Origin of the sequence: Paraburkholderia acidisoli, from assembly GCF_009789675.1 — a bacterium.
GTDB classification, from domain to species: Bacteria; Pseudomonadota; Gammaproteobacteria; order Burkholderiales; family Burkholderiaceae; genus Paraburkholderia; species Paraburkholderia acidisoli.
This window is the reverse complement of record NZ_CP046915.1, coordinates 356,081-371,385: the sequence shown is the minus strand read 5'-3', so window position 1 is coordinate 371,385 and position 15,305 is coordinate 356,081. Positions and strand designations below refer to the sequence as shown.

Here is a 15,305-nt window from a genome sequence, read left to right as displayed (position 1 = left end):
CGGAATTTACGTTCATGTCCGCCGGGTTTTCTGCCGATAAACAGAGCGACGCTCACGCGGGCGCCGCGCATGCCGAAACGCGCGTCGACCCGCACGTCGACACGCACGCCGATATGCAGATCGTCGAAGCGTACGACGAAGCGGGCCGCCTCGTGAACCGTGCGGCTTTCGCGAACGGCGTGCCGCACGGCGAGACCGTGCACTACGCGAGCGACGGCACGACGCTACTCGCGGCGCAGTACCGGAACGGGCTGCTCGACGGCACGTTGCGCAGCTTCGACGCGGCCGGTTTGCCGGTGCAGGAAGCGCAGTACCGCAAGGGCAAGCTCGACGGCGTGCTCGCGGTGTACCAGGAAGGCCGCGTGGCGGGGCGCCAGCACTACGCGCAGGGCGTGCTGCACGGCGAAAGCCTCACGTACGCGGCCTCGGGGCTCGTGACGTCGCGCCTGCACTACGAGCACGGCAAGCTCGAACGCGAGGCGCTGTGGCTGCACGACGGCATCGTGGTGCGCCGCGCGCGCTACGCGAAGGGCAAGCTCGAAGGCGAGACGCGCGAATACGCCGAAAGCGGCGCGCTCGCGCAGAGCCTGCCGTATCGCGCGAATCTGCTGCACGGCACGGCGCGCCGCTATGCGCCGGACGGCGCCGTGACGCACGAGCGCGTCTATCGCGAGGGCAAGCCCGTGGGCGAATGGCGCGCGGTGGACGCGGCCAGCGACGCGAATGGCGGCCGCGGCCAGCGCCTCGTGAACAAGATGGAAAAGTGGGTGCGGGGCTGACCTCGCGAGCGAAGCGGGCAATCGAGCAACAAAGCAGCAGCGACAAAAAGCAATACGGGGGTTGAGCGATGGGAATTCAGGTGACTTCGGGCGCGATGCTGCAATGCAGCTTCGGCGCCGCGCCTGCGGCGTTGCAGGTGCTGCCCGCGAACCGCGTGCTGTGCGGCGCGCCGGCCGCCAACATCATGGACAGCGCGCCGATGGTCAACGTGCAGCCGTTCGGCCAGTGCATGTCGATGGCGAACCCCATGGTCGCCGCCGCCACGGCCGCCGCGCTGGGCGTGCTCACGCCCATGCCGTGCGTGCCCGCGACCGTCGCGCCCTGGGCGCCGGGCTCGCCGACCGTGCTGATCGGCTCGCTGCCCGCGCTGCAGAACTCCTCGAAGCTGATGTGCATGTGGGGCGGCGTGATCCAGGTCGTCGCGCCCGCGCAATTCACCACCATGACCGCCTGAGCCCGCCATGCAATACGTTTTTTCGATGACCTCGCGCATGGTGACGATCGCCGTGACCAGCGCCGTGCTGCTCTGCATCCTGCTGTTCCTGCTGGGCGTGGAGATCGGCGCGCGCATGACGCATGGCGCGCCGGCGGCGAGCACGGCGCTCGCCGCGGCCGCCGTGCCCACGGTGCCGACCGTACCGACCGTTAGCGGCGCCACCAACGATAACGGCGACGCACCGGCCACGACCACGTCGGCGGCAGTGGCCACGCCCGCTTCGTCGTCGGCGCTGTGAGGCAGGACACGTACCCGCGCATTCCAACGAATACCGATTGAGAAACCAGAGACCGCTCTCCATGCTGCAAACACCGCACCTTCACACTTCCTGGGACGCGCGCCGTCCGTTGCGCGCGCTCGGCGCCGGGCTTCGCGGCGTCGCCGTCGCGGCCTGCGCCGCCGTCGCGCTCGCCGCGGGCTTCGCGTCGGCCGCGCACGCCGCCACGCCGCCGGCCGCATCGGCTGCCATGGTGGCCGCCGTGGCCACGCCCGCGCCCGCGGATGCCCCGGCCGCGCCGCTCGTCACCACCTCGACGGGCCTCGTGCAGATGCCCGACGGCCGTCTGCTCGCGCCCGAATTCGCCCGCATCATCGGCCGCGGCGAACTCGTGGTCGCCGTGTTGAGCGTCGATCAACCGCCGTTCTTCGAAGAAAAGAACGGCAAGCTCGAAGGCCTCGACATCGACCTCGCGAAAGAGATCGCCGACAAGCTGCACGTGAAGGTGCGCTTCAACCGCGACGCCCATTCGTTCGACGACGTGGTCACGCTGCTCGCGCGCGGCCAGGCCGACATCGCCGTGAGCAAGCTCTCGCGCACGCTCACGCGCGCCACGGTGATCTCGTTCAGCACGCCGTACCTGCGCCTGAAGCGCGCGCTGCTGCTCAACCGCGTGAAGTTCGCGCAACTCGCGCACGGCCGTTCGGTGCCCGAGGTCGTGCGTTCGTACGACAGCACCATCGGCGTGGTCGCCAATTCGTCGTATGCGGGCTACGTGGTGAGCAACTTCCCGCATGCCCAGGTGCGCAGCTACGCCACGTGGGACGACGTGCTCAAGGCGCTCAACGCGGGCGAAGTCACGGCCGCCTATCGCGACGAATTCGAAGTGAAGCGCGTGCTCAAGGTCGACCCGACCGCCTCGCTGCGCCTGCGCGTGGTGACGCTGCAAGACCTCGAGGACACGCTCGCCATTGGCGTGAACGTGAATGCGCCCGCCATGCTTTCGTTCATCAACCAGTTTCTGTCCGACCGCAGCGTCAAGCTCGATGTGAGCACCGTGCTGCAAGCGGCCGATCATTAAATACGGATAAAGGCCCCAGCCATGCACGCCAGCGTCAATACCGAACCGAAAATCAGCTTCCTGAGCGCCAGCCGGATCTATGCGCTCGTCCTCAACCCGTGGGTCGTGATCGGCAGCCTCGCGCTGGGCGGCGCGTTCGGCCTGTTCCTGCCGGAGGTCGCGCAAAAGCTCGGCTTCCTCGGCGACATCTACGTCGATCTGCTGAAGATGACCACGCTGCCGTTCATGATCTCGGCCGTGATCTTCAGCCTGCAACGCCTGTTCCGCGACGGCGGCACCTCGAAGCTGCTGATGCGCGTGCTCACCGTGTTCATCGGCGCGTCGGCCACGGTGGCCATCGTCGGCGCGATCGTGCTGCTGGTGATGCATCCGGGCGCGAACATTTCCACGGCGACGATGCAGACCTTCGGCCTGATGGTGGGCAGCGACAGCTCGTCCAGCGACACGGTGATGAATCTCTACGGCGCCGACCTGCCGCAGAAGTCGCTGAGCCTCTCCGACGTGCTCACGAGCCTCGTGCCGACCAACATCTTCGCCGCGCTCGCCAACGGCGACGCGCTCAAGGCGCTCGTGTTCGCGCTGCTGTTCGGTCTCGCCGTGGGCCGCGTGCCCGAGCGCATCTCGGTGGGCTTGTCGCAGTCGCTCGAAACCATCTATCACGCGTGCCAGAAGCTCATGCACTGGCTCAGCTACCCGCTGCCGCTGATCCTGTTCTGCATGAGCGCGGCGCAGCTCGGCAAGTCGGGCGTGGGTCCGCTGCACGCCATGCTGCAGTTCGTGCTCGCGTTCCTGATCGCCTCGGCATTGCTGGTCGTGGTGGCCGGCGCGATCATCTGGAAGCGTTCGAACCACAGCCTCGGCAAGACGCTCGACGCGCTGCGCGCGCCGTTCGCGCTCGCGCTCGCCACGCGCAACAGCGCCGCGTGCATGCCGAGCATGATCGAAAGTCTCGCCGACGAACTCGGCTTCGCGCGCTCGCGCGTCGAACTGCTCGTGCCGCTCACGATCTCGCTGCTGCGCATCGGGCCAATGGTGTACTACGTGTGCGCGACGCTCTTCATCGCGCAGCTCTACGGTCACGCGCTCGGCGTGGTGGAAATCGTCACGGTGCTGCTCGCCTCGGTGCTCGCGGGCTTCGCCTCGGCGGGCATGACGGGTCTCGTCACGGTGTCGCTCGTGGGCATGACCTGCGCGTACCTGCGCCTGCCGTTCGAAGCCGCGTTCATTCTGTTCCTCGCCGTCGATCCGATCTGCGACATGCTGCGCACGCTCGTGCTCGTGATCGGCAATGCCGCGGCCGTGTGCGTGATTTGCCCGCGTCCGCTGAAAATCTAGGAGCCCGCATGGCACTGATCGGCATTCTCGGCGGCATGGGTCCGCTCGCTACCGTCGACTTCATGGACAAGGTCGTGCGCCTGACCACGGCGAGCCGCGACCAGGAACACCTGCCGCTGCTGGTGGCGAATCTGCCGCATATCGACGACCGTTCGAGCGCGATTCTCGACCACGGCGCCGACCCGCTGCCCGCGCTGCTCGACGGCATCGACCTGCTCAACCGCAACGGCGTGGGCCTGATCGCGATCCCGTGCAACTCGGCGCACCACTGGTATGCGCAGATGAGCGCGCATAGCGGCGCGCCCGTGCTGCACATCGCGCAGACCTGCGTCGCGGCCGTGCCGCGCGAGGCGCGCCGCGTGGCCGTGCTCGCGACCGGCGGCGCGCTGGTCTCCGGGTTCTATCAGCAGGCGCTCGCCGATCTCGACATCGAGCCAATGGTGCCGAACGCCGAGATGCAGCCGCTCGTGGCCGCGTGCATTCGCGAAGTGAAGGCGGGCGATCTCGACGCCGCGGGCGCGCATCTGCAAGCGGTGCTCGGCTTGCTCGCGGAGCAGGGCGTGAGCACGGCGCTGATGGCGTGCACCGAGATTCCGCTCGCCGCCGCGCGCATCGCCGAACCGGCCGTCAAGCTGATCGACAGCACGCTCGAACTCGCGCGCGCCACCGTGAAATACGCGTGCGAGCGCGGCTGGAACCGCGCGCAATGAAAGCACTGCACACGCTCTCGCAAAGCACGCTGGGACTGATCGTCTGCCTCGCGGTGGGCGGTCTGTGCGGCGTCTTTGCCGAGCCGGCCGGCGCGGTGGCTTACTTCGTCGGTCAACTGTATCTCTCGGTCGTCAACATGGCGGCCATTCCGCTGCTCGTGGTGGCGACCTTCTTCGGCCTGCGCCAGGTGATCGCGCTGCCGCGTCCGCGTACGCGCGTGGGCACGATCATGCTGCTCGCGCTCGGTATCGTGGTGCTGAGCGCCGTGGGCGGCACGCTGCTGGGCGTGGCCGTGGGGCCGGGCCAGCATTTGAGCGACGCGGCGCACGCGCAGCTCGGCAAGCTCGTGTTCCAGAGCGCGAGCGAAGCCGAGGACATGCACGTGGCGCTGTTCGCCCACGGCGCGGACCCGGCGGGCGGCGCGAGTTTCGTCGACGTCAACGACATCGTGCCCGACAACTTCTACCGCGTGCTCGCGCAGGGCCATTCGCTCGGCATCCTCACGGGCACGATCCTGTTCGGCCTCGCGTTCGCGGCGCTCTCGCGCGAGCAGACGCGCATGCTGAGCAGCGTGTTCGAGGGCGTGTATCGCGGCTTCGAAACCATCATCGCGCAGGCCAATCTGCTGATTCCGGTGATGGTGTTCGGCGTGGCCGCGCACCTCACGTCGCAAACCCAGGGCGCGACGCTCGACGCCATGAGCCGCTTCCTCGTGTGCTTCGCGCTCGCCGCGGCCGCGCTCGCCATCGCCGCGCTCGCGACCATCGCGGCGCGCGCGGGCCAGCCGTTCTTCACGGCGCTCTCCAACCTGAAGGCGCCGCTGCTGGTCGCGCTCACGTCGGGCAGCGCCACGGCGCCCATTCCCCACACGATCGAGGCGATGAGCGAGAAGCTCGGCTTCTCGCGCGGCGTGGTCGAACTCGTCGTGCCGTTCGGCTCGGTGTTCGTGCGCGCGGGCGCGGCGCTCTATTTCACGCTGGCGACGCTGTTCGTCGCCAATCTGTACGAGAGGCCGCTCGGCGCGGTCGAGCTTGCCATCGTGTGCGCGGCTTCGGTGGCGGCGGCGCTGCTTTCGGCGGGACAAAGCGGGGTGGCGACGGTGGGCTACACGGGCCTCGTGCTCTCGCTGCTGCATTTGCCGGTGGAAGCGGCGGGCGTGCTGTTCGTCACCATCGACCTGATCTGCGAAGGGCCGCGCAACGTGCTGAGCCTGCTCGCGGCGTGCACGGTGATCGCGCTGGTTTCGGCGGGGCTGCCTTCGGAGCGCATGGCCGTGGCCGCGCCCGAGGGCGGCGCGGCGGCGCTCGACCGCGTGCTGCGCTTCACGTTCACGCGCGGCCAGCTCGTGCTCGCGGGCGGTTGCGCGGTCACGGTGGCTTCGCTGATCGTGCTGTTGGGAATGGGAGTAGGAGCGAGATGAGCAAGCAGGGAACCGACATGCGCCGCGCGCGCCATGGGGTCACGACAATGACGCTGGCGATGTCGATGGCGGCCGTGTTGCTGCTGGGCGGCTGCGGCATGTTCAGCGGCGAAAAAGCCAAATGGAGCGATGTGACGCTGCGCGCGACCGACGACGCCAATTACAACTCGCCCGTGGCCGTGGACGTCGTGCTGGTGAGCGACGACGCCATGCTCGCGCGCCTCGCCGACATGCCCGCCTCGAAGTGGTTCGCGGGCCGTAACGATCTGGCCAGCACGTTCCCCACCAGCCTGCGTTATCGCAGCTGGGAGATCGTGCCGAGCCAGCGTCTGGAAGTGAGCGGCGACGACTTCGCGGGCCCGCGCGTGAAGGGCGCGTTCGTGTTCGCCAATTATCAGGATCCCGGCGCGCACCGCGTGCGCATCGAGAAGTTCAGCGGCCACATGGTGGTCGAGCTGAACAGCAACAATCTTTCCGTGACGGATTCGAAATGATGCATGACCGCCACCTCGCGGTGACCGAGCGTATCGAATGGTTCGAGGGCATGGTGCTCTCGCCGCAGCACTTCCAGCAGACGAGCGCGCGTCTCGACTCGCTGGTGGCCTGGCAGACGCTGGCGGCCGCGCCGTTCAGCTGGGGCGTGCGCCGCCTCGTGTTCGATCAGGGGCTGCTGCCCGCCGGTCTGCTGCGCGTGCTCGAACTCGACGCGATCCTGCCCGACGGCACCGCGCTCACCTACGACGCGCAGGCCGAAGGCGCCGCGCGCCTCGAACTCGCGCTCGATCCGTTCGCCGATCAACTCTCGCTCGGCCCGCTCGACTTCTACCTGACGCTGCCCGCTGTGGCGACGCTGCGCCGTGGCGCGCAACTCAAGCGTTATCGCTCGAGCGCGGGCGCGCCGGTGGAAGATCAGGTGTCCGATGCCCCGGCCGCCGACATCGCGCGGCTCGTGCCGAATCTCGCGCTCGCGGCCGGCGAACTGCCTTCGGCGAGTCACGTGTGGCTGCGTCTCGGCTCGCTCTACAAGGACAACGAGGTCGTGCGGCTCGGCGAGCATCAGCCGCCGCTGCTCGAGATCGCCCGCGACAATCCGCTCTGGACCGCGGTGGCCTCGCTGCTCGGCCAGTTGCGCGGCAAGGCCGCGTTCGTCGCGCGCCAGACGGCGAATCCGTCGTCGAAGGTGGACGACCGCCTCACCCAGCTCGAACTGAAGGACCGCCTGCGCAGCCTGCTGAGCGCGCTGCCGCTCGCCGAAGCCGTGCTGCGCACGCCGCATCTGCATCCGCTCGCGCTCTATCACGCGCTCGCGGCGCTCAACGGCTCGCTCGCCATGCTCAAGCCCGGCGGCCTGCCGCCCGTGCCGCCCGACTACGACCACGCCGATCCGCTCGCCGTGTTCACGCCGCTCGTGCGTTCGCTGCGCGAGTCGATGTCGGAGGTCAACGAGGAATATCGCGAGCACAAGTTCGAGTTCCGCCACGGCGCGTTCGAGATCGCGCTCAACGCCGACTGGATCGGCGAGCGGCTCGTCGTGGGTTTGCGCGGCCAGTCCGACCGCGACCTGCTCGCATGGATGGACGGCGCCGTGATCGGCTCGCAGTCGGTCTACGCCTCGTTGCGCAGCCGCCGCGTGCTGGGCGCGGCGCGCCGCGGTATCGACTACGCGGAAGACCTCGGCCTGCGCTCGGGCTCGGGTTATCTGCTGTTCGAAGTCGAGGCCGAAGCGGCGCTCGTGCTCGCGAGCGAACTGCTCGTGATCGGCAATCCCAACGAAGGCGCGAGCGCGCAGCGGCCGCAGGAAATGCTGCTGTTCGTGAAGGGCTGATGGCGCGGCGATGACGCACTTTGCAACGATCGCGCAAGCGACGACCGTGATGAACAAGGCAGGCTAGAGCATGGCACGCAACCGACCGGAACCCGAAGAAGACGATCTCGTCACGGAACAGTTCCGCACTTTTCTCGACGAGCTGATGCGCGCCCAGGCGCGCTATTCCGAGCTGCCCGACGCCGACCCCGATCTCGCCGCGCAAGGGCTCTCGCGCGACCTGCTGAACCTGCTCGAAATCCAGACGCTGCAATCGCGCCGCGACTCCACGCGCTTCGAGATGGAAACCGTGGCGGACGCGCGTTACCTGAAAGCCGTGCTGGCCGACGAAATCCTGCTCAACACGGCGTGGGCCGGGCGCGAGCGCTGGACCGCGTATCTGCTCGAATCCACGCTGTTTCGCACCAACGTGGCGGGCGATCTGGTGTTTCGCCGTATCGAGCAATTGCTGTCCGACCGCGAGCCGTCGCGCCGCAGCATCGCGCGCCTTTACCTGTTCGCGCTCGCCATGGGCTTCCAGGGCCGCTTTCGCGGCACGGACGCCAACGCTCGCCTGCGCAGCTATCGCGAGGAACTCTACGAGTTCGTCTATCAGCGCCGCGCGGACCTGGGCGGCCGCGACCGCGTGCTGGCCGAAGCCGCTTACGCGAACACGCTTTCGCACGTCGCGCCGCGCAAGCTCCCCACGGTGAGCCGCTGGGCCGTGATCTTCATGCTCACGGCCGTGTCGATGCTGGCGGTTTCCGAGGTGCTGTGGCTGTGGCAGTCCTGGCCCGTGCGCGACGCGCTGCACGCCGACGCCGCGCCGGGAGCCAACCCATGAGGCCGCGCCGTCCGATGAGTCATCCGCTTGAAATGCAGTCGCCGGGACATGTGTCGCTGGCCGGAGTGCGCCCATGCTGACCAGCAATCTGTTCCTGTTGTCGATCGCGGTGCTCGTGCTCGTGGTGTGCGCGGTGCTCGGCGCCGTGATCTGGTTCGCGCTGCACGGCTCGCACGCGAAGCCCGCCGCCGAGCGCAAGGTCGTGCGGCTGCGTTCCGACTCGCTGCGCAGCGCGTTCCGCCAGGCCGTCGAACTGATCGAAGGCAATATCGCCACGCGCGCGGAGCGCTACAGCATTCCGTGGATCATGGTGCTCGACGAGAACGACGACCCGCGCCCGCTGCCGATCGCGCAGTCCGGCGTGGCGAGCGTGCTCGGCGCGGATACGGCGAGCCCTGCCGCCACGCAAGGCATCTCGTGGCACTTCTTCGATCGCGGCATCGTCGTGGACATCAAGGCGGCCTATCTCGGCTCGCCCGACGACGACGGCGAAGGCAAGCCGTGGGACGAATTCCTGAGCCTGTGCCGCGCGTATCGCCAGCAGCGGCCGTTCGACTCGGTCGTGATCACGGTGCCCGCCGCCACGCTGCTCGCCGACGACACCGACGCGCGCCTGCAACTCGTGCGTCATGCCAAGCTCGCGCATCGCCGCCTGTGGCTCGCGCAGAACCGCTTCGCCATGCGCTTCGCCGTGTACGTGGTGGTGACGGGCTGCGAGGCGCTGCCTGGCTTCTCGACCTTCGCGCGCGCACTGCCCGAACCGCTGCGCGCGAGCATGCTCGGCTGGTCCTCCCCGTACGATCTTTCGACCACGTATCAGCCCGGCTGGGTCGACACGGCGATGAACAGCGTGATGCGCTCGGTCTCGGACGCGAGCGCGGAACTGTTCGCGCTCGATCCCGCGCATCTCGACGCGCGCCAGTTCCTGCAATTGCCCTCGCGCATCGACGCCATGCGCGCGCAGTTGCAGCTTTACGTTGACGAACTGCTCGCCGCGAGTGCCTACCACGAGCCGTTCTTCTTTCGCGGCATCTATCTGACCGGCGACGCGAGCGAATTCGCGCAGATGAGTTTCGCGCAGGCGAGCGCGCGCCACGCCGATTCGTACGAGGCCGCACGCGACTACGATTCCGCCGATGCCTACGTGGCCGGCGCGAGCGCCGCCGAAGCGCCGGCGCGCGAGGGTCGCGACACGCGCGACGAGTTCGCGGAAGACGCCGAAATGGGCGACGGCCGCCGCGAACCGGCCGGCCAGGTCAACGACCTGATGCTGCAACCCGCCTTTCTGCGCGACCTGTTCGAGAAGAAGATCTTCTCCGAGTACGGGCTCACGCGGCCGTCGCGCTCGCAGCATCTCGCGCGGCCCGTGCTGCATCGCGCGTTGCGCTGGGGCGGCATCGCGCTGCTCGGCACGTGGGGCGTGGGCCTCGTGGTCGCGACCGTGCAACTGAATCATCGCAACGGCGAACTCGTGGCCGCGCTCGGCTCGCTGCGCCGCGACGCGGGCGAACGCGCGATGGCCGCGCAACAGGGCCAGGATCTGCCCGCCGAGTGGTATCGGCGCAAGGCGCTCGCGCTCATCGCGCTCAACCAGACGCTGCGCACCGACAGCGCGTGGACCGTGTTCATGCCGGGCTCGTGGAGCTTTGTCGACGATCTCAAGCCGCGCGTGAAGGAGCGCTTCGAGCGCGAGTTCGGCGAGATCGCGGTGGCCGCGCTCGAGCGCGAGATGTATGCGCGCGTGAGCCAGCTGACCGGCGTGGGCCGCGACCCGAACACGGGCCAGCTGATTATCGGCGACGACTGCGCCGCGCCGCTCACGCGCACCGACGCGGGCGTGCCGCCGAGCCTCGCCGTGGAAGATCAGCCCGCCATGCGTGCGCTGCAGCTGTACGTGAACAACGTCGATCAATTCGATGCCGCCTTGCAGGCGTTGCAGCGCCTTCAGCATCCGGCACCCGACAACGCCGACGCGCTGCGCCTCGTGGTGCGCTACGCGCTGGGCGCGGACCTGCAAGGCAACGTGGCGGGCAGCGTGCCGTACTTCTACCGCCGCGCCAACGGCCGCGACGCCTATGCGGACGGCGCGCCCGGCGTGAACGTGGCGGCCGTGCAGCAGGCGCTGCGCTGCACGCTCGACAAGGGCGCGCAGCAACTGGACGCCGGTCTGTTCACCAACAATCCGCTGCTCGTGGCCGAACGCACGATCGGCGCGAATCTCGGCAGTCTTTCGGCCGCCGACGCGGGCGCGAGCGACGTCACGCAGATCGCCACGGGCTATCGCTCGGTGGTGTCGGGCATCGACGCGCAACGCGACCTGCTGGCCTCGGGCAAGGGCGGCTGGCTGCATCAGGCGCAGTTCGCGCCGGGTCCCGTGTACGAGCGCACGCTTTCGCACGTCGCGCAGAACCGCTTGCTGGGCGCCGATCTCGCGGCGCAGATCCGCTCGCGCGACGACAGCGCGTTCCAGGCGTTCCGCAGCGATCTCGCGCTGCATTTCGGCGGCGCGGACAGCGGCATCGTCTGGGTCGACAAGGACGCGCGCTACAGCGTCTCGCCCGCGCGCGCCGCGTTGCGCGACGGTCTCGCGAATCTGCTGAACCAGCCGTTCATGGTGGCCTCGCACAACCGCGACCTGCCCACGCTGCCCGACGGCATGGGCGTGACGTGGGACCGCGCGCAGCTCGACCAGGCGCTCGCGCTCGGCGACGTGCGCAAGCGCTTCCTCACGGATGGCCTCGCCAGCTTGCCCGCGACCGCGCGACCCGGCATCGAAGCCGCGCTCGACGCGCAGTTCGCGCGCCTCGTGCTCGACCAGACCGCCGCGGCCGCGACCGTCGCGCCGCTCCAGGGCGAGCCGGACAGCGCCGCGTTCGAGGCGGCGCGTGCGCGGCTGGCGCGCATCGGCACGCTGCTCGCGGAGCTGGGCGCGAGCGCGCAACTCGAAGACCTCAACGCTCTGGTTTCCGCCGACGCGATGGCGCACCTGCGCCGCGTGGACGACGCGCTCGCGCAGTCGGAGCTGTACGCCACGCGCGAGGACGGCGGCGCGGCGAGCGCCCGCACGCGCTCGCCGGTGCTGGCCGCGTTCGGCGTGAACGACGCGGCGGGACTCGCGCCGTATCTCGACCAGCAGTCGTCGCGCGCGCTCGCGCTCGGCAAACAGGCTTCGGTGTACCTCGCGGCGCTGGATACGAGCGATGCGGGTTCGCCGCTCGCGCAGCGCTGGCAGGCGATCGACCGCGACCTCGAGCGGTATCGGCTGAAGAATCCGAACAGCAGCCTGCTGCGCCTCGAACAGTTCGCGCTGCAGGTGGCGGCGGATTCCGGCCCGGATGGTTGCATGTCGAAGTTTGCGGGACGGCCGTCCACCAATGGCGGCGACGACTACTTCGCCACGCTGCACGCCCGCCTCTACGACCGTCTCTACGCGCGTTGCAGCCAAGGCTACGTGCTCGACCTGCGCCAGCAATGGGGCAGCTTCGCGAGCGCCTTCAACGAGAGCGTGGCGGGCCGCGCGCCGTTCGACAACGGCGAGTTGCAGCACGTGGCCGCGCGCAACAACCTGAACCCCGTCAACGCCGCCGACTTCGGCGAACTCGGCCAGGTGCTCAAGCGCTACGCCGCGGTCTCGGAGACGTATCGCGCCTCCTCGCATGGCGCGGCGAGCGGCTCGGCGGCGCTCACGGCGGCGCGCGTGCGCACCTTCATCGACAATTTCGACCAGGTGAAGACGCTGCTCGCGCCGCTGTATCCGGCCGACGACGGCGCGCCCACGGGCTACGACCTCAACGTCGAGTTCCGCGTGAACCGCAACGCCGAAGTCGCCGCGAACCAGATGATCGACTGGACCATCACGATCGGCTCGCAGAGTCTCTCGATGAACGACGCGCCGCGCACGCTGCATTGGGACTACGGCACGCCGGTCACGCTGGTGCTGCGTTTCGCGAAGGATTCGCCGCTCACGGCCGTGGCCGATCCCACGCAACGCGGCTATAGCACCGACGGCCGCACGCTCACGTGGCAGTTCCCGGACCCGTGGGCGCTCATCAGCTTCATTAGCCGCGAGCGCGTGCCCGACGCCGGCCCGCGCGGCGACCGCGCCGCGCAGACGCTCAAGCTCGAATTCCCGCTCGGCACGCTGTCCGCCTCCGATTCCGCTTATCTGCCGAAGCAGGCGCACGGGCGCGCGTATCTGCGCGTGACGCTGATGCCCGCGGGCAAGAAAACGCCGCTGCCGTGGCCCGGCAACTTCCCGGTGCGCGCACCGGACTGGAGCGCCCTATGAAACAGTCGTATCCGATGGAGGTCGCGTCGCGCTTCAGCGTGGATGCCGACGCGTTGCTCGCGCCCGTGCCCGGCGAGGACGAGGCCGCGCATGGCGTGGGCATCTCGCTGCGCTACGACGCGGTGTATCCGCAGATTCGCGAAGCGCGCACGCAGGACGACGCGAGCGTGCCGATGGGCGAATGGGAACGCCCGCTCATCAAGGCCGACTGGAAGCGCGTGGCGGCGCTGTGCGCGGACGCCATCGCCACGCGCAGCAAGGACTTTCAGCTGGCGGCGTGGCTCTGCGAGGCGTGGACGCATCTGCATCACATCGAAGGGCTGATCGCGGGCACGCGCGTCATGACCGCGCTCGCCGAGCGCTACTGGGAGCACGCGTGGCCCGAGCTGGAGCCGGGCGATACCGAGGCGCGCGTCGGCCCGTTCATGTGGCTCAACGACACGCTCGCCATGGTGCTCACGCTCGAAGTGCCGCTCGTGACGATCGAGGGCCGCGAGCCGGGCTTCGTGAATCTCGACGAATGGCAGCGCGTGATCACCGGCGCGATGGACGACGAGGACGACGAACCGGGCACCGCCCGCGAAGCGCTCGACAAGCAGACCACGCGTGGCGGCAATCTCGCGGCGCTGGTTGCCTTGCATCAGCAGCTCGAAGCGGGAATCGCGGCGTGGGACGCGTTCGGCCGCATGCTCGACGACCGCCTCGGCCACGACGCACCGCATCTCGGCCGCGTGCGCGACGTGCTGATGCGGCTCGCGCAGGCGGTCACGAGCCTGATCGGCGACCGCGCGCTGCCCGTGCAGCGGCATCTCGAGCCGGTCCCCGTGCCGGTCGCAGTCGAATCGAACGGTTATGAACCGATGGCTTCCGAGGCGATTTTCGCCCCCGTTTCCGGAGAGCGCGCCATGAGCGACATCCTGCTGGACAGCGCCATCGTGGCGCCCGCGACCCCGATCCTGCCCGCCGTGCATGCGGGCGCCGTCGCGAATACCGCGCGCGTGGAAAGCCGCGCGCACGCGTATCAGTTGCTCGAACTCGTGGCGCGCTATCTGAGCGAGCACGAGCCGCACAGCCCGACGCCGTTCCTGCTGCGCCGCGCGGTGCAATGGGGGCAAATGCCGCTGCCCGAACTGATGCGCGAGATCGTGCGCACGGAAGGCGACATGTCGCGCTATCTCTCGATGCTCGGCGTCGAGTGACCCGGACGCGGTAAAAAAGCCCGCGCGGGGGTACGGCGCGGCGAAGTGGAAGTGTCGATCAGGATTACTTATTTTGTCGAGTGTGCCAAACGTGCCGCCGCGGATAAGCCAACTCATTCGAGGAGATTGAAATGCCGTTTAAAGCCGATCCGTTCGCGCAGGCCGCGGAACATGTCGCGAACAAAAGCTGGACCGATCAGATCGGGCACTCATCCTTGTTCCATTCGGTGCGTAGCGCGTTTTCCAGCCAGGGCTCGTTTGTCAGCAAGGCAGCGAGCGCGGCGCTCGGCACGGGCAAGCTGTTTCTCGCGTTGATTCCGGTGCCGGTGGTGGGTTCGGTGGTGGGTGCGGTGGTCGACCAGATCGATGGCGCGCTACGCGGCGCGAAGCGCACGGCCATGCTCGACGAGCACGCCAGCACCAAGCCCGGCACCAAGAAACTCTCGAAGGCCGATCTCGCGAAATTCCAGATCAAGGACCTGACGGTCGAAAATCTCGATCGTTATCGCTGGAAATTGGCGCATGCGTTCGAGGAACTCAACACCGGCATGCAGGCTTATAACAACAGCGGCCAGAATTGCGACGACCTGTATGCTTTCGCACTGCTGGTCGAACAGGTGGAGCGTCGCAAATCGTTGCTGCTCGAGGAACTCGGCAAGTTTACCGCCGCACTCAAGAGCGTGAACGAGTGGGTGGAGGACCTCGAAAAAGTGCAGTTCCCGCAACTGCATACCGAGAAGGAGTCGATCAAGAGCTATACGCGCGTGCAGGCCGATTTCGCCGTGAAACTCAACAAGACCGTGCCCGCGCACGCGACGCTCATCAACCAGATGATGGCCGAGCACACCAACTGCAAGAACTGGTGCTGCTTCAAGCTCGAAGCGAAGTACGACGCCAACACCAACTGGGAAACTGTGAAGCGGCGCGCCGGCGACGTGTCGCGCTTCCTTGCGCCGGTCGCGCAAGCCTCCATCGCGGTGCGCGGCCAGGATTACTCGTCCGACTCGAACAACTCGAAGTTCACGAGCTGATCCGGCAGCACGGCGCGTTTCCCGGGCACACGAGCGATTCTCGAGCACGATTGCGCACGCCGGCAAGGCGCACGGCGCACTCGTGCTTCAATAGACGGC

Annotated in this window: 13 protein-coding genes; all 13 read left to right on the top strand. The window is 68.4% G+C overall.

The genetic code is table 11. From position 1 onward, the window contains the following. The first annotated feature begins 14 nt into the window (after positions 1–14). The 13 genes from FAZ98_RS23865 (at position 15) to FAZ98_RS23805 (ending at position 15,206) form a co-directional block, all read left to right on the top strand. A complete protein-coding gene (locus FAZ98_RS23865; protein WP_325072778.1) occupies positions 15–779 on the top strand; it encodes a toxin-antitoxin system YwqK family antitoxin in 765 nt (254 codons plus the stop codon). Positions 780–847: 68 nt separating this feature from the next. Beyond that, positions 848–1,234, top strand: coding sequence for a DUF4280 domain-containing protein (locus FAZ98_RS23860; protein WP_158954688.1), 387 nt, complete (start codon positions 848–850; stop codon positions 1,232–1,234). Between the two features lie 7 nt (positions 1,235–1,241). After that, positions 1,242–1,514 carry a hypothetical protein gene (locus FAZ98_RS23855; protein WP_158954686.1) on the top strand — a complete coding sequence of 91 codons (273 nt, stop codon included), beginning with the start codon at positions 1,242–1,244 and terminating at the stop codon, positions 1,512–1,514. 61 nt (positions 1,515–1,575) lie between these two features. Next, positions 1,576–2,574 (top strand): ABC transporter substrate-binding protein, encoded by a 999-nt coding sequence (locus FAZ98_RS23850; protein WP_233272936.1) that lies wholly within the window; start codon positions 1,576–1,578, stop codon positions 2,572–2,574. Between the two features lie 60 nt (positions 2,575–2,634). Further along, positions 2,635–3,909 (top strand): dicarboxylate/amino acid:cation symporter, encoded by a 1,275-nt coding sequence (locus FAZ98_RS23845; protein ID WP_158956451.1) that lies wholly within the window; start codon positions 2,635–2,637, stop codon positions 3,907–3,909. Between the two features lie 8 nt (positions 3,910–3,917). Then, positions 3,918–4,619 carry a cysteate racemase gene (cuyB, locus tag FAZ98_RS23840; RefSeq protein WP_158954684.1) on the top strand — a complete coding sequence of 234 codons (702 nt, stop codon included), beginning with the start codon at positions 3,918–3,920 and terminating at the stop codon, positions 4,617–4,619. Further along, entirely contained in the window at positions 4,616–6,040 is a 1,425-nt protein-coding gene (locus tag FAZ98_RS23835) for a dicarboxylate/amino acid:cation symporter (RefSeq protein ID WP_158954682.1), read from the top strand. Before cuyB ends, FAZ98_RS23835 begins: the two co-directional genes overlap by 4 nt. Further along, positions 6,037–6,534: a hypothetical protein gene (locus FAZ98_RS23830; protein ID WP_199272437.1), complete on the top strand. Its 498-nt coding sequence runs from the start codon at positions 6,037–6,039 to the stop codon at positions 6,532–6,534. The genes FAZ98_RS23835 and FAZ98_RS23830 overlap by 4 nt, the downstream gene beginning before the upstream one ends. Continuing rightward, positions 6,531–7,865, top strand: coding sequence for a type VI secretion system baseplate subunit TssK (gene tssK, locus FAZ98_RS23825; protein WP_158954680.1), 1,335 nt, complete (start codon positions 6,531–6,533; stop codon positions 7,863–7,865). Before FAZ98_RS23830 ends, tssK begins: the two co-directional genes overlap by 4 nt. Positions 7,866–7,935: 70 nt before the next feature. Next, entirely contained in the window at positions 7,936–8,688 is a 753-nt protein-coding gene (locus tag FAZ98_RS23820; protein WP_158954678.1) for a DotU family type IV/VI secretion system protein, read from the top strand. A 73-nt stretch (positions 8,689–8,761) separates the two neighbouring features. Continuing rightward, complete coding sequence (locus FAZ98_RS23815) at positions 8,762–12,976, top strand: type VI secretion system protein (protein WP_158954676.1); 4,215 nt, start codon at positions 8,762–8,764, stop codon at positions 12,974–12,976. Continuing rightward, positions 12,973–14,175 (top strand): type VI secretion system protein TssA, encoded by a 1,203-nt coding sequence (gene tssA, locus FAZ98_RS23810; RefSeq protein ID WP_158954674.1) that lies wholly within the window; start codon positions 12,973–12,975, stop codon positions 14,173–14,175. Before FAZ98_RS23815 ends, tssA begins: the two co-directional genes overlap by 4 nt. A gap of 131 nt (positions 14,176–14,306) precedes the next feature. After that, the gene (locus FAZ98_RS23805) at positions 14,307–15,206 is read left to right on the top strand and encodes a hypothetical protein (protein ID WP_233272902.1); all 900 of its coding nucleotides are present in this window, start codon (positions 14,307–14,309) and stop codon (positions 15,204–15,206) included. Positions 15,207–15,305: the final 99 nt, after the last annotated feature.